This window comes from Anatilimnocola aggregata, assembly GCF_007747655.1.
Classification (GTDB): domain Bacteria; phylum Planctomycetota; class Planctomycetia; order Pirellulales; family Pirellulaceae; genus Anatilimnocola; species Anatilimnocola aggregata.
This window is the reverse complement of sequence record NZ_CP036274.1, coordinates 1,406,074-1,426,675: the sequence shown is the minus strand read 5'-3', so window position 1 is coordinate 1,426,675 and position 20,602 is coordinate 1,406,074. Positions and strand designations below refer to the sequence as shown.

The window sequence follows — 20,602 nt, the reverse complement described above, 5'->3', positions numbered from 1 at the left end:
GTCACTCACTTGTTTACGGTAATGAGTTGCTTTGATAATGGAAATTGAATTTGGACATTTTCACTACATCACAAGGACTTAGGACACGTCCGCGGGACATAAGCGATTGCCAGACAGTCCGTTGCGAGATAGCGGAAACTTGCGCGATGTTTGCAGATAGTGGAAATTTCCTGTTTCCCAAACGGCCGGAACTGAGCGGTACACGTTCGCAGCTGGCAGGAATTCTGGAAATTGAATTTGGACGTTTCCACTAATTTTTAAGGACTTAGGGCGAGCCTGAACGCCGCAAGTGACCGCCGAATAATGCCTTATGAGGATTCGGAAACTTAGCGCGCGATTTGGAATAGCGGAAATTTCCTGAAGCGGTTCGGGCGTCGTTGGATCGGTCAATTCCGATGCAATGTTTCGTCCAGGTTTAGCAGGACGCGCATGAGGGCGGTGTGGGCGGCGGCTTCGTTGCCTGGCGAAAGCTGGCGTTGCTGGTGCAGGCCGCGAGTCAGGATTTCCAGTTCCTGGGTGGTGGGATGCCGCGAGGTGCAAACCTGAAATGCCCAGGCGATCCGCTCGCGATCGGTTTCGCCTTGGCGAGCCAGTGCCCGTTCGGCCAAGCCAGTGGCTGCCGAGGAGAAGGTGGTTTCGTTCAGCAGAGTGAGGGCCTGAAGCGGGGTGTTGGTGCGCGACGAGCGGACGGTGCAAAACTCGCGCGAGGGAGCATCGAGGGCCGTCATATTTGGCGGGGCGATCGTTCGCTTCCAGAAGGTATAGAGGCTACGGCGAACCAAATCGGCTCCTTGCCCCGGTTCGTAGTCGGCGACGCCGGTCAGTTCCTTCCACAGCCCAACTGGTTGCAGGGGGCGAACCGAGGGCCCGCCGATTTCTTCGACGAGCATGCCACTCGCGGCCAGGGCCTGATCGCGCAATTGCTCGGCCGAAAGTCGTTGCCGCGGCCCACGCGCGAGCAGGCGATTCTCGGGATCGAGTTCGAGTCGCTGCGGAGTGGTGCGCGACGTTTGTCGATAAGTACTGCTCGTCACCATTTGCCGCTGGAGCCACTTCACATCCCAACCATGTGCGGGCCACTGCACGGCCAGCCAATCGAGTAATTCGGGATGGCTGGGCCACTCGCCTTGCGAACCGAAGTCTTCCGCCGTCTTCACCAGGCCGGTGCCAAAGTGCAATTGCCAAAGGCGATTCACCTGCACCCGCGCGGTGAGTGGATGCGTGGGCGAAACCAGCCAGCGTGCGAGGCCCAGACGGTTGTTCGGCGCCTGATTGGGCCAGGCAGGCAACGCGCCGGGGACGCCAAACGAAACGCGCTCGCCCGGTTGATCGTACTGCCCGCGCAGCAGCACGAAGGTCTCGCGCGGCTGCGGCAGTTCTTCCATCACCATCACGGTGGGGAGCGAATCTTGTAAGGCTCTTGCCTGCTGCGCCAAGGTTTGCACGCGTTGCAACAATGTGCGTGCCCGTTCATCTGCATGATGGGTCAGATAGTACTCGCGCAACTTGCGGGCCTGGGCCGCCGTTCGCTTGGCCGGCTCGATCTTCAAGATCTCGGGAAGTGTCTCAGCCGTCGCGAGCCAGGCAACGTCATTTGAAACCAGGTCAATTGCGTCGACTCGCGCGCTCCGCAACTGCCCGCGAAAGTTCATCGCCGGCCCACCGCCGCCGCCAATCCGCAGTGGAGCTTTCACGTTGATGGGTTGATTAATTTCATCTAGCAGCACGTCGTTCTTTTGCAACTGTCCATTCACATAGAAGCGAATCCCTTCCGCCGTGCGCGAGCCATCGTAGGTGGTGGCGACATGCTGCCAGCGGCCCGTTTGCAACTTGTTAGCTGTTTGCACGCGGGTGGAATCATCGAGCCAGCGCTTCACGAGGTTCAGTTGCAACTTGCCGCCGACAACAGCGAACTGATAGCCGTCTCCATGCGGCACGTCCGTCATGCGCGAAATGATCGTCCCGCCACTTTTCTCATCATCCAGCCAAATCCAGGCCGAGAGGGTGAACTTGTCGAGATAGCCGAAGTCGGCGATATCGCCAGCATCAAAGACACGCTCGCCGTTAAATCGCGAATCGTCGGCGGTCCAATCCTTAACGAGCGCTTGGTTGTGAAAGTAGTGTGGTGGTAACTTCGCGGGGTCTGACTTTTCCCATAGCAACTGAGCCCGCTCGACTTCTGGCTGGTATTTGTGCCATTGGGAGTTGGCTACGAGCAGGCGACCATGCAATTGAGACTGCGCTTCCTGTTGTCGCTCTGTCGGCGCGGCGATGAACGGAGGGGAATTGCCGAACTTTACGGCGCGGCCTTTTTCGGGGACGTTATTGAAGAACGCGGCCAGGCTGTAGAAATCTCGCGTGGGGAGTGGATCGAATTTGTGATCGTGGCAGCGGGCACAGCCGATGGTCAGTCCAAGCCAAACGGTACCGGTGGTTTCGACTCGGTCGGCTACGTACTCGGCTGCGTATTCCTCGGCGATGATGCCCCCTTCGGCATTTCCTCGATGGTTCCGATGAAAGCCGGTCGCGATCTTTTGCTCCAGCGTGGCATTCGGCAGCAGGTCGCCGGCCAGCTGTTCAATGGTGAACCGATCGAAGGGCAGGTTGCGGTTGTAGGCGGCAATCACCCAATCGCGCCAACGCCACATGAATCGCTCGCCGTCACTTTGATAGCCACTCGTATCGGCATAGCGGGCTGCATCGAGCCAGGGGCCGGCCATCCGCTCGCCATAGCGGGGGGAAGCCAGCAGCCGGTCGACTTGTCGTTCGTAAGCATCGGGCGCTTGATCGGCGAGGAACGTTGCCACTTCGGTCGGCGTCGGTGGCAGGCCGGTCAGGTCGAACGATATCCGCCGCAACAGTGTGGCTTGATCGGCCTGCGCGGCAGGCTGTAGTTCTTCTTTCTCAAGACGGGACAGCACAAAGGTATCGAGCGGTTGAGTCGGCCAATTGGTTTGCTTCGTACCTGGCAATGGCGGTTGCACGGGCGATAGGAGAGACCAATGCCTTTCCCATTTCGCGCCGGCGGTGATCCAGCGACGCAGCAGTTCGACTTGCTCGGGCGTAACCGCGTGGCCGCTATCGCGCGGAGGCATGCGCAGGTCGGGGTCGCTATTGGTAATTCGCTGGATGACTTCACTGGCGTTGGCATTGCCGGGGAAGATGGCACGGCGACCGTCGCGAGAGAGCAGGGCCGATTCGGAGAGGTCGAGTCGTAGTTCAGCCTGGCGATTCTTTTCATCGGGGCCGTGGCAGGGGAAGCAACTATCGGACAGAATCGGGCGGATGTCGCGGTTGAACTGAATCTCGGCAGCTGGGCAAGTCTGCCAAGTGACGATGGTGAGCAGCCACAAGTTGCTCAGCGACAACCGCCTGATGTATTTCGTCGATTCGCATGTACGCATGAACTGCCTCGCCGTTTCCGTCCCAGAATATCGTCCCGCCCGGCGGGACGCGAGCATTCAATGACTCCAATCGCGTGCGAAGTTTCGGTTCATGCTCAGCCCGTTGATGCCACCCCCAGCGCGAACGGCACGTTGTTGCTCCCCGGCGATTGGGCCCAGGCACCGTGGGGACGAACCTTTGACGACGCGCTCGCGGCGCTCGGCGACATGCCTCGGCTATATACCGAACTCGATGGTTCGTTTGTCTGGACATCGCCCCCTGAGGTCGAGCGCTGGCAACTGTTCGGCTGCCTGTACGACCGCGGCCGCGAGCTCGCCTATGTCGATCTGTACGGCACCTGCGATCGTCAGGCCCTCGCGCGACTGCTCGACTGCCTCCGCGGTTCAGCCCCGTTGATGATCCAACAGCGTGCCGCTGGGTTGTTTTATGCCGAAGATTCGTTCGGGCGAGCTTAGGGCGGCGAGTTTCCCCAGGTTCGGCATTTGCGGCTGGGTGGCCTATCTGCCTAGAATTAAAGCTGACTATTCCCGCCTGTTGCCGAGCTAACCGTCTGCACTAGCTCTGTTCTCTCGAAGTCCGGATCGCCCCCTCATGAATTGTCGCGCACTCACGTGTCTCGTATTGACCGCGCTCGCCGGGCTGTTGCTGCCGGTGGCCATGCTTCGCGCCCAGGACGCAGTTCCCGCGACCACTGCGGAAAAAGCTGACGACAAGAAGTCAGAAGACAAGCCGGCTGACGAAGCCAAGCCTGAGGCGAAAAAGACCGAAGAGCCGAAGAAGGAAGAACCCAAGCCGGCAGTGGCGAAGCCAGAAGAGAAAAAGGCGGAAGAACCAAAAGCGGACGAGAAGGCACCTCCGTCTAACGGCCCGCTCCCCGGCCATTCGCTACATGCTGAAGTCTTTAACGAAGGGCCGAGGCAGAAGGCGTATTTGATGCCTGGCATGCCGAAGATCACATTTGCGGTGACGAGCAAGAACCCCGAAGCCATCGCGTTTGTGCATCAGGGGATCGGCCAGATTCACGGCTTTTGGTACTACGAGGCCGAACGTTCATTTCGCCAGGCAGCTGCCCTCGATAAGGATTGCGCCATCGCTTACTGGGGCATGGCCCTGGCCAACATGGACAATCGCGACCGCGGCAAGAAGTTCATGGCTGAATGTATCAAGCGCAAGGCCAACGCCGGCGAACATGAGGTGATGTACATCGATGCCCTCGATGCCTACCTGAAGGCCGAGAACAACAAGAAAAAGGAACGGAACGAAGCCTATACGAAGGCGCTCGAGAAGATTCTCTACAAGTATCCCGACGATCTCGAAGCCCGCAGTTTGCTGGCCTTGCAATTGTGGAAGAATCGCGATTCCGGCATGCCGATCAGCAGCTTTCTGGCGATTGACGCGCTGTTGGACCAGGTGTTTCACGCGAACCCGATGCACCCCGCGCATCACTACCGCATTCACCTGTGGGACTACGAGCGACACGAGAATGCGCTCAAGTCAGCTGCGCTCTGCGGGCAGACATCACCGGGCATCGCTCACATGTGGCACATGCCGGGTCACATCTATTCGAAGGCCCGCCGCTACGACGACGCCTGCTTTCAACAAGAGGCCTCTGCGCGAACCGATCACGCTCACATGATGCGGGACCGGGTTCTTCCCGATCAGATTCATAATTTCGCCCATAACAACGAATGGCTGATTCGCAACCTGATTCACACCGGCCGCGCACGCGACGCGGTGGAACTCGCCAAGAACATGACTTCACTCCCGCGGCATCCCAAGTTCAACACGCTGGAGAAAAGTGGCAGTGCCCAACTTGGCCGCGCACGACTGTGGGATTCGCTCGCCAAATTCGAACTGTGGGACGAACTGCTCGCGCTCACTGAAACGCCCTATCTCGATGCTACCGAAAAAGAAGCCGAGCAGCAAAAACGCCTGCGGCACATCGGTCATGCTTTGTATCGCCAGGGAGAAATTGCCCAGGCGGATGCACTGCTGGCCCAATTGCAGCAACAGCTCGACGATTTGCTCGAAGATCAAACCGCCGCGGCTACGAAGGCCGAAACCAAAGCCAAGGACGATAAGAAATCGGCAGCCGATGTGAAGAAAGCTGTCGACGCGGCGAAGAAAACCTTCGACGCCAAGCTGACTCCGCTGAAGAAGGTGGTCGACGAACTACAAGGTCACCAGGCAGTGGCCGGCGGTGACTTCAAGAAAGGACATGAACTGCTCAAGAAGGTTGGCAACCAAGATGCCGGTTATCTCGCTTGGTTGCAATTCAAAGCAGGCAGTGTGGACGAAGCGATCAAGGCCGCGCAAGCCAACGTGACTGCGCGCAAGAACGAAGTCCTGCCGCTGCTCATGCTTACCGAGATTCAGTTCCTGGCCGGCAAACAAGGTGATGCTCGCAAGACGTTCGACGAACTACGGGAGATCTCCGGCCAGATCGATTTGTCCGCCCCCGTCTTTCAGCGTTTTGCACCGATTGCCAAAGAGTTGGGCCAGGCAGGTGACTGGCGAATGGTCAAGCAACCAAAGCCCGACACAGGAAATCGCCCCACGCTCAATTCGCTCGGGCCATTTCGTTGGGCACCCTCGCCAGCCCTCGATTGGCAATTGGTCGATTCGGCTGGCAAAAAGCATTCCCTGGTAGACTATCGCGGTAAGCCGGTGATTGTCCTATTCTTCCTCGGACATGGCTGCCTGCATTGTGCCGAGCAGATCAAGGAGTTCGGCAAGGCGCACTCGCAGTTCGCGGCAGCGGGCATCGAGATTGTCGCCATTAGCAGCGACGATCAGGCAGGACTGAAGTCGTCGATCGAAAACTACACCGACGGGCCGATTCCGTTCCCGCTGCTGGCCGATTCCAACCTTGCGACGTTCCAGTCCTATCGTTGCTTCGACGACTTCGAGAAGCTGCCGCTACACGGCACATTCTTGGTCGACGGACAGGGTCTCGTACGTTGGCAAGACATCAGCTTTGAGCCGTTCAAGGATACGAAGTTCCTGCTCGGCGAAAGCAAGCGACTGCTGAATCAAACCATGGGTAGCGCAGAACCGAAACCGGTAACCAACCCAATGGCGGCCGTCGAACGGGCCGCTGCGGCGGAATCGGGCGCGTGTGAAGGTGTCGCTGCACCCTATCAATCGGTCGGCTTCGTGGAGTTTCCGAAGGAAGTGGAACTGGGAGCCGTTTCGGCCGTGGCAATCGGCAAGAACGATGAGATTTACATCCTCCAGCGTGGCGAAGTGCCGCTGCTCGCCTTCGACAAAGATGGCAAATACTTGCGCGGTTGGGGCCAAGGGTTGTTTAAAGTTCCGCACGGGCTGCGCATCGATAAAGAGGGGCATATTTGGACGACCGACAACGGTAATCATGTGCTGCGACAGTTCAATCGCGAAGGGCGTTTGCTCCTCACCTTCGGTCAGGAAGGCAAAGGGGTTGGCGGCGAACTGGGCTTCAAATCACCGGACGATCTCGTCATCGATTCAGCTGGGAACTTCTACGTGGCGGATGCCGGCAACGGCCGCATCGTGAAGCTGTCGCCGGAAGGGAAGTACCTCACCGCTTGGGGCAAGAAGGGAAAGGGAGAAGGCGAGTTCGCCACGGCTCACGGGTTGGCCATCGATGGCAAGGACCGCATCTACGTTGCCGACCGTGGCAACAAGCGAGTTCAGATTTTCGATAATGCGGGCAAATACGTCGATAGTTGGACCTTCGGCGGGAATCCGTTTGGACTGATCGTCATCGGCGACGAACTGATCGCGACCGACGGCGATGTGCATAAAATCTATCACCTCGATCCGGCTGGCAAGACCATCGCGAGTTGGGGCGATCCCAAGACGCTCCTGTTGCCCCACTTGATGGATCGCGACAGCCGCGGCCGGCTATACGTCAGCGAGGTGAACGGCAAGCGAGTGCAAATCTTCGAACGGAAGTAAAAGACGCCCAGGAGTCTGCGACCTTTCTGTTCACTGCCACGGAAATGTAATGACCTCGGTAACGATCGAACAACCACTTGCCGCGCCGGAGCGAGTTTCGTTTTACGAGTCGCACTGGAAACTGATTTGGTTCGTGGTGGGTTTGATCGGGCTACTCAGCTGGCGGCTAGCATTTCTTTTCGACTGGTCAGCGGTTGTCAGGGCGGCTCCGTACCTGAGCATCGCGCTGGTCGTATTGCCGCAACTCTGCTTTTTGGTGTATCCACTCCTCACGCGCGAGCCGAACCGAGCACTCAGTTTTCCAGCGCTGGCTCGCTGGCCGGCAGAGTTTTTGATCGCGGCGGGGACGATTTTTCTGATCTTTACGACGCTCATCGTCGTGAATGTCGTACTGAAGTGGCTGCTGCCGGATTTTACATTCACACCCCCAGTCTTCAGCGATATGGCGAAGTCGGGAAGGGTCTGGGCTGTCGTAGCGCTGATGGTTTTCGCGTTCACCGCGGCCCCGATCTGTGAGGAAGTGTTTTTTCGCGGCTTTCTGCAGAACTCGTTTCGCGCGCGGATGCCGCTCGTCGTGGCTGCATTGCTGCAATCCTTGATCTTCGGCTTCGTTCATTCCTACAGCTTGCCTCACTCCCTGGCCGCTGCTGGGTTGGGCCTGGCACTGACCGCTATCTACGAATGGCGCAAGACGCTGCTGACGCCGATCCTCATTCACATGGGGAATAACTTCATTGCGGCCCTGGGCGTGATGTTAATGATGCTCGTGGCAGCAGAGTCACCCGTGCTCGGAATCACCTGCGATCCGGCCGATGCGCGGGCGACGATCCGCTCGATGATTCCCGGAGGTCCAGCCGACAAGGCTGGGCTGCAAGTGGGAGACGTCATCGTCGCCATTAACGACAAGCCTGTTCGCAACCATGCCCACCTGCTGAAGGTAACCCAGCAGCATCGGGCTTGGGAAAAGGTCACTCTCACCATCGAGCGCGATGGTCAAGAACAGGAAATATCTGCAGTCTTTCAGCGCCGCGGCGACCTCCAGAAGTAGAACTGCAGAAGTAGCAGAATCTTCTTGGTTCGCGAGTCAGGGCCGATTATTGGACCAGGCTGAATAATCCAATCAGCCCACGAGTTGCCTCCCGGTAGGCTGACGCCGGGAGGGATTTTCTGATACATTCTCGCTAGCAGTTTTTGCCGTCAGGCGACTGTCGTTTCCCCGACAGAGGTCGTGCTAGTGAGCAAGCCAGCCGTCAAATTCCTGGTGTTCGATATCGAAAGCGCGGCTGATGGTGCGCTCGTATCGAAGGTGCGTTATCCGGGTGAAGAACTGAGCCCCACCGAAGCGATTCAAAAATATCGCGCGCACCTGATGGAGAAGTACGAAAGCGACTTCATCCCTTATACGTTTCAAATTCCCGTCTCCGTGGTAGTGGCCAAAGTTGCTGCCGATTACCGCTTGATCGATCTGGTAGCGCTCGACGAACCGCAATATCGGTCTCATATCATCACGCAGCACTTCTGGCGTGGCTGGGAAGCTTATCGCCGCCCCACGCTCGTCAGCTTCAATGGCCGGGGCTTCGACGTCCCGTTGCTGGAGCTTGCCGCCTATCGCTATGGGATTGGCGTGCCGGGCTGGTTCAACATGCAGGGGAAGAGTTACGAGCAGCCCCGCAATCGCTACAACACAGAGGCACATCTCGACCTGCATGACGTGCTGACGAACTTTGGTGCCGCTCGGTTCCAAGGGGGACTCAATCTGGCGGCCACGATCCTCGGCAAGCCCGGGAAAATGGACGTGCAAGGGCACATGGTGCAGGACTTGTTCGATGCGGGCAAACTGGCGGAAATCACCGACTATTGTCGCTGCGACGTGCTCGATACGTACTTCATCTTTTTGCGATCCGCGGTAATGCTCGGGCAACTCAAGCTAGAGACCGAACATCAAATTGTCAGTGAGACGCGCGAGTGGCTCGAAGGGCACGCCGCTACGATCCCGATCTTCCGGCAATATCTCGATGCGTGGGGCGAGTGGCAGAACCCCTGGATCGAAACACAGACCGAAGCGCCGGCCAAATCGAAGGCTGCTCCGTCCACCGAAGGTTCATCCACCGAAAAAACGACATCGGCTGCGACGCCGACCGCAGAGGTTGCGCAGTGAAAAAAGCAGCGAGACGCGACGAGGCGAAGAAGAAGCGTGGTAAGCCGGACGAAGCAAGCGAAGCGACCACCAAGAAAGCGGCGGGACGAAAATCGCCGCGTGAAGAGGACGATCAACCGATCGCGGGCGTGCGGATCATTGGCGGCACATTTCGCGGCCGTAATTTGCAGTACAGCGGCGACCTCCGTACACGGCCGATGAAGGATCGCACGCGCGAAGCGATTTTTAACCTGGTCGGTATCGACGTGATTGGCCGGCACGTGTTCGACCTGTTCGCCGGCACGGGTGCCCTCGGACTGGAAGCAATGAGTCGCGGCGCGGCAAAGGCCACGCTCGTCGAACGGCACTTGCCAACGCGCAACTTGATCGAAGACAACATCCGCACGCTCGGCTTGGAAGATCGCGCGATCGCGGTCTTCAGCGATGCGTTCATGTTCGCGCGCAAGTTACAGCCCGATGAACAAGGCACGTCTTGGGTCGTCTTCTGCTCGCCCCCTTATGAACTGTTTGTCAGCCGGCGGGACGACATGCTGGCGATGATCGCGGGGATTGTTGCCAAGATGCCAGTCGGCAGTACGCTGATTGTCGAGACGGACGAACACTTCGATACGGCGCTATTGCCCGACACGATCGAGTGGCGGGTGCGCAAGTACTATCCAGCCTTCGTATCGATTGCCGAGAAAACCGAATGACTTTCGCCCACCTGCCCGAGAGCAGGTGCGGTGGCGTACTAAATACTTGGGAACTGAGATGAATTTCGCTGATCGCCTGATTGCAGCCGTAAGAGCCAAACAAACACCGGTTTTGGTGGGACTTGATCCTCGCGCCGAGAGTTTACCAGCGGGGATGTTAACCGCCAAGGATATTGTTTCCACTGCCAAGGCTTATGAGGTCTTCTGCCGCGGTGTGATCGATGTCGTCGCGCCGCTCGTTCCCGCGGTGAAACCCCAAGCGGCATTCTTCGAACAACTGGGGCCCGCTGGTTGCGTGGCTCTGGGTGAAGTCGTCCGCTATGCCGCGAGCAAAGGGTTGCTCGTAATTATGGACGGCAAACGGAATGATATCGGCACCACCGCGCAGGCCTATGCCGAAGCTTATCTGGGACCGGGTGATTTAAGTCCTTGGGGTGCGGATGCGCTAACCGTTAGTCCGTACCTGGGTGAGGACAGCATCACGCCGTTTTTGCAAACGTCGAAGGATCATGGTGCGGGCATCTTTGTGCTGGTGAAAACGTCAAATCCAGGTGGTGGTCGTTTTCAAGACTTAGTAGCCGATGACCTGCCCCTCTACCGACACGTCGCTCAGTACGTGGAGCAACTATCTGCCGCCACGCTCGGCGAAAATGGGTACGGAATTGTTGGTGCCGTCGCAGGTGCGACCTATCCGCAGCAATTGGCCGAACTACGCGCAGCGATGCCGCACACGTGGTTGCTCATTCCCGGCTATGGCGCACAAGGTGGAACCGCAGCTGATTGCGCAGCTGCCTTCGATGAGCGCGGACTCGGCGCCGTGGTGAACAACAGCCGTGGCATCATCTTCGCACATCAACGCGATGCTTACCGCGAGAAGTTTGGCTCCGCCCGCTGGCAAGGAGCCGTCGAAGCTGCGACACGCGAAATGATCGACCAATTGGCTGCTGCAACTTCGGCAGGGAAGTTGCGATCCTAGGAAGTGCTAAGCAGCGCGGCGGCGTTGCTGAGTTTCGGGAGCTGAGTACATTCGTTCTTCCCGAGCGGCAGACATCGACAGGGTGCTTGGTTCGGCAGCAGCTTCAAGTGCCTGACGCGATTGTTCGAGCGAATGGCGATACTTGCTGGTTGTGCCGGCATGCATCAAGCCCACGGCACGGCCCAACAGCGTCGTGAGCGCGTCACCATTTGGCAGCCGGGTGGCCGTTTCGAACATCACGACCAGCATATGGCAAATGATAGCCCAGGCTGGATTCGCGCTGGCATATTGCCGCCAAAAGAGTCGTTCGAGTGCGCGGCCGTAGGCAAATCCAGCCGAGCGAGCTGCTGGTCGCAGTTCGTGCAGCACGCTGTCAGTCGCAACGACCGTGGTGAGATCGAGCGCTATCAACGATTGAGCCAAATCAACGTCGGCGGCAACATCGCCGACCAACTCTTGCCAGCCACCGAGCGCCAGCAGTGCTTCACGACGATAGAAGCCAGCTTCCAAAGTGGGGCCGGCAACTTTCAGTTTGTTCAGCTTGTGGTTGGCTTGAGCGAGACCCGCGCCAACAATTTTCCGCCGTCCACCAGCGCCATAGCTCACACCAGCGGCTGTCACTTGCTGATCGTGGGGTGCAACAATAAGTGGTGAAACGGCCGCGATCTGTGAATTCTTGAAATGCTGCAGCGCGGTTTCCGCCCAGCCTTCTTGCACAGTCAAGCGACAGCCCAGAATGTGTACGATCTCGCTCTTGGCAGCTTCGATGCCGGTGTTGGCGAGTTGTACGAGCCCTGGTTTGCCGCTCACGCGAATGAAACGGACCTCGTCTTGCAGCCCGTACGGATCATCGTAAGGCAACGCGTGTACGACTATCACCTCGCATTGCGCGGGGCGATTCTGGAGGACCGAGACCAGAGTATCTTCAAACTCGGTCGCGCCACCCAGACACGGAATCACTATGGAGAGCCGAGGCACGGGGAGAACCTTCCTTGGGAGGAACTCGGCAGGCAGATGCCATGCACGCATCATCAGCAAGTCCGCCAAAAACCATCCGTAGCTTATGGACCTCGCTGCCTTCCTCTCTAACTTCGGCAGGCTGTCCGCACGAATTCACCCAAACCCACTATGGTCCGCCTGCGCGGTCCTGTCAGGATAGATAAAGTGAATCGCTGCTAGCGACGTTGGCAGAGAATTAGCGGCTCTCCAGCTTCAAACGCGGTTGGCTCAGGTCGAGCCGATACATGATCTGGTTGTAGTCGTACCGCGGCGTAGGACGTGGGTTGCCAGCAAAGGTGTGCGTGTAGGTTCCTTCAAAATAAATGACCTTGCCGTTTTCTTTTTGAAAGACGGGATGCTGGCAAGGGTTGTAAAAATCGTACTTCTCATGCGTGACGATCTTACGCGCGGGCGGCCAGGGACCAGGCAGGTCGTCCGCTTCGGCGTACCAAATTTCGCCCAGCAGCGAGGTGCCATTGATCTGGCCGAAGACAAGCGTCCAGCAATTTCGGTACTCGTTCCAAGCGACGTTGCCACGATGGGGTGTCACGCGTTTACCCGATTCGACATCCTTCAGTTGCAGGCGGGCTTCGTCGGCTTTGAGCACTCCGGTATCCAACCAGCGAGCTTCGTCGCTGGGATCGAGTTGCGGTGCATCTTTCTTCCAGGCCCAGCGGACAATGCCCTGAGCATCGCGCTCGATGTCTTCTGCGCGTGGCTTTCCTTTCGTAAGGCGGCTACCCGCCTGCAAGCAGGTGAACGCTTCGTACTGCGTGACGTCGAGCACACTCTCAGCAGTTGCTGGCACTCGCAACGTGGGGAGCGGTTCACAGTAGTAGATCCACTTCTTACCATCGACCAAATGGGCGAATGGATGACCAATCGGAAACAGGGCTGCATCCTCAGCGACAGTTCCCAGATCGTCAAAGGCACCCCGCTCATTGTTCCAGCGACAGAGCCCGCGACGATAAACCTCAAGAGCGCCACGAATTTTGGTGTAACCAGCGATCATTTGCTCCTGGCCATTCTGATCGGGCACGACGGTCACGCCCGAAATCCATGTGGGACCATCGCCGGACATTTGTGCCGTGTTTCGCGCGGCACCTTTGTCGTCCTGAAAGTAAGTCAGGTCGATTCCCTGTTCGATATCAAGCTTGGCCTTGCTCGGCGGCCGAGAGACCGCCCCGGGCATGTGAAAAATACCCAGCGGATAGCGCGCTAAACTGGTATCGCCCCAAAACCAGTGCAACTGGCCACCATACTCGGCAAGCTGCACGCTGTCGCTTCCTTGTACCTGCGCGTTAGCGAGCGGTTGCGCGAGTGGCACGGGTTCACCCAACAAGATGCTGTCGCGATAGATACCACTACCGGTGACGCGGTAGAGTCGCTCGGCGAGATTCTTCCGTGCGAGCGGGAGTTCAACTTTGCTCCCCGCCTTGACGTCGAATGCTTTTCCCCGCAAGCCAAAACCATCGGCCGGATACTCGTAGCCGTGGCTGCTGACATGAAAGTAAACCTTCTGGTTCATCAAGTCAGGCTCGTTGAACGCTACCCAGCCGGCGCTGTCGGTGATGTACAGCAGTCCGCTCACCGTTTTCAATTCGACGAGTGGAACGCCGCGCCCGGTTTCGGCATCCACAACGTGAATGCCAAAATAATCGCTTTCAGCCGCAGTGGCTGACTGCAGAGCAAGCAAGAGAGTGGCAACAAAAGCAAACAGGCTCTGTTGCGTCCAGATAGCGCGCATGACAAACCTCGGGCGAATGGACAGAGTTTTTCAGTCGCCCGTATTGTACTCAGCCCAGCAGCATGCCGTGTTCCTGCGGTTCCGCGCGCTCGCCAGCAAAACGTGAGCAGGCAAGCAGATCGTTCGCCAACTCTTGAATGCGAGAGGCACCACCTACCAGGCAGGGTACGAGATCTTGCGAGGCCACATCCAACCGCTCGCGCAGGTCGAGTGCTTCGTCGTTCACAGCTCGCACCGTTTGCAAGATTCGCCGGCGAACATCTTCGGCCGAAGTTCGCTCGCCGGACGAAGAGGCCTCGAGTTGCTCCAGCAGCGGACTCTCACCCGCCAGATGTCCGCCGACGCTGAGAGCATTGGTGAAGTACCGGAGCAGGCTGCCACGGGTAATCAATCCTGTCGGTCGGCCTTGATTCACGATGACGGCGGCCCGCAATGTAACGCGGCAGAGAAACTCGTAGATGGTCAGAGCGGGCGTTTCTTCTTCGTAACAAACAACGTTTGCTCGCATGACATCCTGAATGCGCATTTTCCACCACTCGGGCTGCAGCATCGCGGCCATCACATCCTTTTCGGACAGCACCCCGACGAGCTTGCCTTCTTCATCAATGACAGCGGCAATGGCGATGCGAAAGCGGAGGAAGTAGCGCGACGCCACATCGACGGTGTCGTTTTGATCGAGTCCAGCGACAAGCGTGGTCATCACTTGCCGGGCAGCCACATTCTGCAGCAACACCGCTGGACTGGAACTGCTCGCCGGCAGTGGCGTCGCTTGCGAAAGGGAGGCAAACGTCGCGACTCGATCGCGGCCAGTTCGCTTGGCAACGATGAGGGCCTGGTCTGCCATATCGACAAGTTGCTCGCTGGTCGCCGTATCGCTCATGCGTTGGGCAACACCGAGGCTGGCAGTAATCTGTAACGTCTTGCCGCCGAATTCGATCCTGAGCGCCGCTAACTTCTGTCGCATGCGATCGGCCCAAGTGGCGGCATTGTGCTCAATCGTTTCGGGTAACAGCAAGCAAAACTCTTCGCCGCCATGACGGCTGACAATATCGCTAGTGCGACAACCGGCGGACAAACAGTCAGCCACGCGACGAATAACTTCATCGCCGGCCGCGTGGCCGTGGGTGTCATTGATTCGTTTGAAATAGTCGATATCGACCATCACGCACGAAAGCGGAAACCGATAACGCTGTGAACGACTCCATTCGCGATTCAAGAACTCGAAGAAGGTCCGCCGCGAAGCTAATCCCGTGAGCGCATCGCAGCGAGCGAGCACGCCCAGTCGCTCTTCGAGGTCGAGCACTCGTTTGGCCGAACGGAGGCGGGCCAGTAGTTCGTCTTTATCGATCGGCTTCTTCAAGAAGTCGTCGGCACCAGATTCCAGTCCCCGAACGAGATCGCTCAGCCCAGCGCGGACCGTGAGAAACAGCAAGTAGACATAGTGAGGCAGGTTCTGGCCGCGGACCCAGCGGCAAAGTTCCAGGCCGTCGACATGCGGCATCTCCCAGTCGGTCACGACGACATGCGGACACTCGCGCTCAATCGCCTGTTTGGCTTCATAGCCATCGCGCGCAGTGGTTACACGATATCCAGCCTGCTCCAGCCAACGAGCGAGCAGCCGCAAGATAGCGGGATCATCGTCGACCAGCAGAATCGAAGTCACACCGGGTGTCATCGCGGGCTCGCTACACGTCAGGCAGCTTAGGAGGGCGAAATGTCGTGCCGCGAAACTATACGTCTCGGCTAAGTCAGTTTCGCAGAAAAAAACTTGACTTTGGCGGAGTCACGCACGGGGTAGTTAGCGCGAAGAAGCCGCCAATAAGACCTGTACCGATTGTGGCGGTTCGTGCTAACCGAACCGCATTGCTCACCGGCTTGACTATTGGCGCGACAAGCCAAAGAAGAAGCTGAAGAGTTGCTCTTCGTCGCCCGTTGCCGACGCTACAGGGAAGGCGAAGTCGAGGGCCAGTGGTGCAGGACCAAGCGCCGGGACGTTGATTCGCAGGCCGAAACCCGGCGCGACGCGGAAGTTGTCTGGACGTACGGCAATATCTCGCTCGACAGTACCGAAGTCCACGAACACGGTTCCCTTCACCATGTCGTCGGCAGTCAGCGGGAAGAAGTATTCGACGCTGTTGAGGAATTGGAATTCACCACCCACCCGCACACCGTTCTCGATGGGCGAAGCACCGCGGAAGGCAAAACCACGCATCGTAGAGAAACCGCCCGCAAAGTAGTTCTCGAAAATGGGCGTCTGCGAACCAGAAAAGCCAACTCGGCTGCTGACGGCAATCGTATGACGGCCGGAGCCGTCAGGCCGTTCGTGCAGCATGAAGTATTGATACCAGTTCACTTCGCCCTTCGGGAAATCGTAAGAGCCGAAAGCCTGCTCGAACGACATTTCAATCATGTGACCTTCGGTCGGCATGAAAGGCAAGTCGCGAGTATCGTGTGTCAGCGAGACTTTGCCGCTAAAGAGGTCGCTGGTGCCGAGCGCTGCGTTCAGCTCGGGGACCGTGTTTACGCGGGGATTGAAAATGTTGATATTCTCGGCCCGCAGAGCACCAGTGATCGACATGTCGGGTGTCAAACGATAGCCCCATGCCAGGCGGCCGCCGTAGCGAGATTCTGAATAGTCGTAGTACCCACGGTCGAAGTAGAACGCACTAGCGCTAAAGCTGACGTTGCTGTTCATGAAGTACGGTTCAGTGAAGCTCACCAGGTAGCGTTGCACCTGGCTACCAGGCTGCGCTTCGAGCCGGAACCCTTGGCCTGCACCGCGCCAGGCTGTGCCGTTGGCGAAGTCATCCCAGCTATCGGGCGTGCGGGAATAGTCGAAATTGCGTTCGTCGATCGTGATTTGGCCCGTCACACCAGCATCGCTATTCACGGCGACACCAAACATAAAGCGACCTGTGCGAGTCTCTTCGACAAAGACATCGAGGGGAGTCGTGTTTGGCGGCGGCTGCAAATACTCCGGCGCAGTCGGCATGACCGATGGCAAATTGGAGGGAGTATTGCTGGGGTTAAAGATCGGCTGTCCCGAAGGGCCAACCCCCGGAGCCATTGGCGGAGGACCAAAGCCAGACGCCCCTGGTTGATAAGCGGTGGTCGGGCCGTTCGGTTGCAAGTAAGGGTTCGGCGAAGCGAACCCGCCCGTTGGCGCGGATGCCACAGTCGGCTGACCATAAGTCGGCTGGCCGTAATTCGGCTGAGGGTAGCTTGGTTGACCGTAAGCGGGCGGGGCATAGCCCGGCGGAGCTGCCTGGGGAGAGTAGCCAGGCTGAGGAGCACTTGGTGCAGCCAGGTAAGGATTCGCGTTGCCGTAAGGCTGAGCGGGCGGATAGTCCTGATATTGACCGCTGGCCGAGTTCGAAAGTCCGGCGAGACAGGCGACCCAACCGCAAACCAGCGCAAGCGCTCGAACCGGGCGGGTCCAAAGCATTCGGCGTTGTGGCGAAAGGGTCATCAGCGGGGCTTTCCTCAGATGTCGTTCTGGCGAATCGGCGCGAACTCTACGGGATTCTTCAATTCACGTCAGCGCCAATTCGGTGCTGGATTCGACAAGTTTTGCGGTACGCTGGCTGGCGGTGCCGAGTACTGCTGCTGGTGATCCAAGTGTGCGGGTAGTTGCGGCGAATAAGGGCCTTGCTGACCACGCATCGTCGGCAGCTGAGGCGCATTGGGATTGGGCACCACATTTCGCACGGATTCTGCCTGATAGGACGCCGGGCGAACTCCGTAGTTCGCTGCACCTGCTTCTGGCGATTGGCCACGAATCGTCGGCTGCGAACCACTGCCACGGGCGATCGTATTGACATTGCCAATCGAAGGCGTGCCAAGGACGACTTTGGGTGCTTCACCTTCCTGGGGATTTGTTTCGAACAATTGCGACGACTTCAAACGTCGTTCCCAGTTGCGAATCTCGCGCATGTCGGCGAGATCGCCCGGGCGAATGCCCGCGCGGTTCAGAACCACCGTATCCCGAGTGTGAGGATACTCACCCCCCACGTGAACGTTGATGTCGCCGATGTAAAACACTTCACCTTCTTGCACGCGATAAACCAGGTCCAACTGACCGGGCTCTTCCAGAAAACGTGGGTCGGCCTGCACATCCGCAAAGACATAGCCTTTGCTGCCGTAGAGATCCACGATCGTGTTCACGTCGCGGTTCATCTTGTCTTGATGAAAATACTCGCCCTGCTTGATTTCCATAAAGCCTAGCAGCGGTTGCTCGGGGAATTTCTGCGTTCCTTCGATCTTCACGCTCCGCACCGTGTAGCGCGGGCCTTCATCGATCACAAATCGCAGTGTCACCCAACTCCCCGACTCGTCGAGTTCGAGCTCGCGGCCGACACGAGCGCGAAAGTAGCCTAGCCGGCGATAGTACGACGTGATCTTCTCGCTGTCGGAGTCAAGCTTTTGCCGATCGATCTTGCCGCCGAAGAAGTACCACATAAACCCGGGTTTCGATTCGATCTGCGTCTTCAGTCGCGCATCGCTGGCGATCGTATTACCTCGAAACACTACCTGTGAAATGCGTTCCAAGTTTCCTTCGTTGATGAAGTAGACCAGCCCTTGATCCGTGGCCTTGTCACCTTCCATCACGGTCACCTGAGCCTTGGGATGCCCCTGCTTGTGATAGTATTCTTCGATCTTCCGGCGGCCTTCTTCGGCACTGTACGAATTGAGCGCGTCGCCCACTTTCAGGCCGTGTTCCTTCAGCAGTTTCTTCTCGCCGACGCCGCGGTTGCCGATGTGTTTGATGTACTTAATTCGTGGTCGTTCGAAGATTTCGTAAATCACGATAACACCGGCAGGAACTTGCCGGGTGTAGGTGCGCACGTCGCGAAACAGCCCCGAAGTCACCAGGCGGCGCACGTCGCTTTGCACCAGTTCCGGATCGAACTCGCGATCTCTGCGCGTATGCAGATACTTCTGCACAGTGTGCTCTTTGGTCTGAGCGATACCGAGTATCTGCACGTCGACCACCAGCTGCTGCGGCTGCGCGACGACACCCGGAAGTTGTTCCGGAGCACCTTGCGGGTTGAGAGCCAGATTGATTTGCTGTGGGTTTGCCGGTGGCGGCAAGGCTCCGTTTGGCAAAGCTGGCGGCGCATATCCGGCTGGTGGCTGCGGAGGAGCATAGCCGGGCTGTTGATAGTTTCCGGGGGCATTCATCGCCGGACCTTGCGCGGCCAGCGGTGTGCTAGCGAGTAGCAAGCCGCAACTCAACCAACAGCCAACCCAACTGCGCTTGGTTTGCACGGACTTCGCTGGCACTGGCTGTTCGAGCATAAGTTTCATTCCGGTGCAGGAGACAAGCGTGAAAAGCCTCAGCCGGCGAGGCAGCCTTGGGGCTGCAATTCGCTGCTGGCATTTGCCAAGAGGACCAACCTGTCCAGTCGACCTGCTCTGTGCGCAGGCACACCCCGGTCCCGATCCGGACAAACGCGGGCTCTCTGTACTGAATTCGCCCAAACGTCGCAAGTCAGCTTTGGTGTGAGAAAAGTCGCGAAAGTCCCGATCGGAGAGCAACCTCGCCCGCCTCCCCTCTTGTTTCGCGCGACTGCTGGCATAGGCTGTTTCCCAACCAGTGTTCTTTCTCTTCTCGTGGAGCAACTCTTGACCAGGCAACAACCCAACTCGGCAAATCATCTTTCTCGTCGGCAATGGCTCGGGTCCGCAGCACTTGCCGGAGCGGCCAGCAGTCTGACGATGAACTCCAATGCCGCGCTCGCAGCCGACCAGGCCAAAACCGGCAAGTCGTCCGTCAAGGGAAACATCAAGCAGTCGGTTGTCTTCTGGTGCTTCAACGTGGCCGGCGATAAGTGGGATATCGATACCACCGCTCGACACGCCAAAGCGCTGGGTTGCAAGTCGGTCGAGCTGTGCGAACCCGAACATTGGCCAACGCTCAAGAAGCACGAACTGACTTGTGCCATCGCGCCGAACGGCATGCCCGGCGCTCCGTTCATCCGCGGCTTCAACAATCCCAAGTATCACGACGAAGTAATTGCCGCGACCACGGCGGTCATCGACAAGTGCGCTGAGTTCGGCTTTCCCTCCGTCATTGCCTTCACCGGCTTCAAGTTCCGCACTGCGGAAGATCCGAACAGCGGCGAGATCAGTGCCGAAGAAGGTGCCGACAACTGCGTGAAAGGGCTGAAGAAGATCATCGGCCACGCAGAGAAAAAGAAGGTCACCATTTGCCTCGAACACCTGAACAGTCGCGATGGCTCGCACCCGATGAAGGGGCATCCCGGCTATCAAGGGGACGACGTCGACTATTGCGCCGAGATCATTCGCCGCGTCGGTTCCGAGCGGATGAAGCTACTGTTCGATATCTACCATGTGCAGATCATGAATGGCGACGTGATCCGCCGCATCGAGCAATTGAAGGACGTCATCGGCCATGTCCACACCGCGGGCAATCCAGGTCGCGGCGAGCTCGACGACAACCAAGAGATCAACTATCCGCCGATCATGCGCAAGCTCGTGGAGGTCGGCTATCAAGGCTACGTCGGTCAGGAGTTCATTCCCACCCGCGATCCCCTCGCCGGGCTAACCGCCGCCGTCAAACTGTGCGACGTGTGATTCGTATCTGCATTTTGCTTCTGCATGTTTCTACATAGCCCGACGCGTGAGCGAGGGAATTCTCTCGCTCCGCGTTCTTGCTAGTTCTA

General features: G+C 58.2%; 13 protein-coding genes. 7 read left to right on the top strand and 6 right to left on the bottom strand.

Annotated features, from left to right (window positions below):
• Positions 1 to 386: 386 nt before the first annotated feature.
• Entirely contained in the window at positions 387 to 3,404 is a 3,018-nt protein-coding gene (locus ETAA8_RS05535; protein WP_145086066.1) for a DUF1553 domain-containing protein, read from the bottom strand.
• A gap of 60 nt (positions 3,405 to 3,464) precedes the next feature.
• On the opposite strand from ETAA8_RS05535, the gene ETAA8_RS05530 reads away from it, so the two are divergent.
• The 6 genes from ETAA8_RS05530 to pyrF all read left to right on the top strand — a co-directional run bounded on the left by ETAA8_RS05530 (position 3,465) and on the right by pyrF (position 11,170).
• Positions 3,465 to 3,860, top strand: coding sequence for a hypothetical protein (locus ETAA8_RS05530; protein WP_145086063.1), 396 nt, complete (start codon positions 3,465 to 3,467; stop codon positions 3,858 to 3,860).
• A 136-nt stretch (positions 3,861 to 3,996) separates the two neighbouring features.
• Positions 3,997 to 7,344, top strand: coding sequence for a redoxin domain-containing protein (locus ETAA8_RS05525; RefSeq protein ID WP_145086060.1), 3,348 nt, complete (start codon positions 3,997 to 3,999; stop codon positions 7,342 to 7,344).
• A 49-nt stretch (positions 7,345 to 7,393) separates the two neighbouring features.
• On the top strand, positions 7,394 to 8,392 hold the full coding sequence (locus ETAA8_RS34375; RefSeq protein WP_202921578.1) for a CPBP family glutamic-type intramembrane protease: 999 nt from the start codon (positions 7,394 to 7,396) through the stop codon (positions 8,390 to 8,392).
• Between the two features lie 186 nt (positions 8,393 to 8,578).
• Positions 8,579 to 9,502, top strand: a complete 924-nt coding sequence (locus ETAA8_RS05515; protein WP_145086058.1) for a 3'-5' exonuclease — start codon at positions 8,579 to 8,581, stop codon at positions 9,500 to 9,502.
• The gene (locus ETAA8_RS05510) at positions 9,499 to 10,194 is read left to right on the top strand and encodes an RsmD family RNA methyltransferase (protein WP_202921577.1); all 696 of its coding nucleotides are present in this window, start codon (positions 9,499 to 9,501) and stop codon (positions 10,192 to 10,194) included. The genes ETAA8_RS05515 and ETAA8_RS05510 overlap by 4 nt, the downstream gene beginning before the upstream one ends.
• Before the next feature lie 58 nt (positions 10,195 to 10,252).
• Entirely contained in the window at positions 10,253 to 11,170 is a 918-nt protein-coding gene (pyrF, locus tag ETAA8_RS05505) for an orotidine-5'-phosphate decarboxylase (RefSeq protein ID WP_145086052.1), read from the top strand.
• Positions 11,171 to 11,176: 6 nt separating this feature from the next.
• Here the strand turns inward: pyrF and ETAA8_RS05500 are convergent, their stop codons facing one another.
• The 5 genes from ETAA8_RS05500 to ETAA8_RS05480 form a co-directional block, all read right to left on the bottom strand.
• Positions 11,177 to 12,148, bottom strand: a complete 972-nt coding sequence (locus ETAA8_RS05500) for a glycosyltransferase family 2 protein (protein ID WP_145086049.1) — start codon at positions 12,146 to 12,148, stop codon at positions 11,177 to 11,179.
• Positions 12,149 to 12,365: 217 nt separating this feature from the next.
• Positions 12,366 to 13,916: a hypothetical protein gene (locus ETAA8_RS05495; protein WP_145086046.1), complete on the bottom strand. Its 1,551-nt coding sequence runs from the start codon at positions 13,914 to 13,916 to the stop codon at positions 12,366 to 12,368.
• Between the two features lie 49 nt (positions 13,917 to 13,965).
• Complete coding sequence (locus tag ETAA8_RS05490; protein WP_145086042.1) at positions 13,966 to 15,591, bottom strand: diguanylate cyclase; 1,626 nt, start codon at positions 15,589 to 15,591, stop codon at positions 13,966 to 13,968.
• 204 nt (positions 15,592 to 15,795) lie between these two features.
• Positions 15,796 to 17,385, bottom strand: coding sequence for a BamA/OMP85 family outer membrane protein (locus ETAA8_RS05485; RefSeq protein ID WP_145086039.1), 1,590 nt, complete (start codon positions 17,383 to 17,385; stop codon positions 15,796 to 15,798).
• 68 nt (positions 17,386 to 17,453) lie between these two features.
• Complete coding sequence (locus tag ETAA8_RS05480; protein ID WP_202921576.1) at positions 17,454 to 19,214, bottom strand: BamA/OMP85 family outer membrane protein; 1,761 nt, start codon at positions 19,212 to 19,214, stop codon at positions 17,454 to 17,456.
• 327 nt (positions 19,215 to 19,541) lie between these two features.
• On the opposite strand from ETAA8_RS05480, the gene ETAA8_RS05475 reads away from it, so the two are divergent.
• Positions 19,542 to 20,513, top strand: a complete 972-nt coding sequence (locus ETAA8_RS05475) for a hydroxypyruvate isomerase family protein (RefSeq protein ID WP_238397682.1) — start codon at positions 19,542 to 19,544, stop codon at positions 20,511 to 20,513.
• Positions 20,514 to 20,602: the final 89 nt, after the last annotated feature.

What these genes read in the sequence shown, in the direction of transcription:
- ETAA8_RS05535 (WP_145086066.1), bottom strand. Translation starts at nt 3,404, where the DNA reads ATGCGTACATGCGAATCGACGAAATACATCAGGCGGTTGTCGCTGAGC.
- ETAA8_RS05530 (WP_145086063.1), top strand. Translation starts at nt 3,465, where the DNA reads ATGACTCCAATCGCGTGCGAAGTTTCGGTTCATGCTCAGCCCGTTGAT.
- ETAA8_RS05525 (WP_145086060.1), top strand. Translation starts at nt 3,997, where the DNA reads ATGAATTGTCGCGCACTCACGTGTCTCGTATTGACCGCGCTCGCCGGG.
- ETAA8_RS34375 (WP_202921578.1), top strand. Translation starts at nt 7,394, where the DNA reads ATGACCTCGGTAACGATCGAACAACCACTTGCCGCGCCGGAGCGAGTT.
- pyrF (WP_145086052.1), top strand. Translation starts at nt 10,253, where the DNA reads ATGAATTTCGCTGATCGCCTGATTGCAGCCGTAAGAGCCAAACAAACA.
- ETAA8_RS05495 (WP_145086046.1), bottom strand. Translation starts at nt 13,916, where the DNA reads ATGCGCGCTATCTGGACGCAACAGAGCCTGTTTGCTTTTGTTGCCACT.
- ETAA8_RS05490 (WP_145086042.1), bottom strand. Translation starts at nt 15,591, where the DNA reads ATGACACCCGGTGTGACTTCGATTCTGCTGGTCGACGATGATCCCGCT.
- ETAA8_RS05485 (WP_145086039.1), bottom strand. Translation starts at nt 17,385, where the DNA reads ATGACCCTTTCGCCACAACGCCGAATGCTTTGGACCCGCCCGGTTCGA.
- ETAA8_RS05480 (WP_202921576.1), bottom strand. Translation starts at nt 19,214, where the DNA reads ATGCTCGAACAGCCAGTGCCAGCGAAGTCCGTGCAAACCAAGCGCAGT.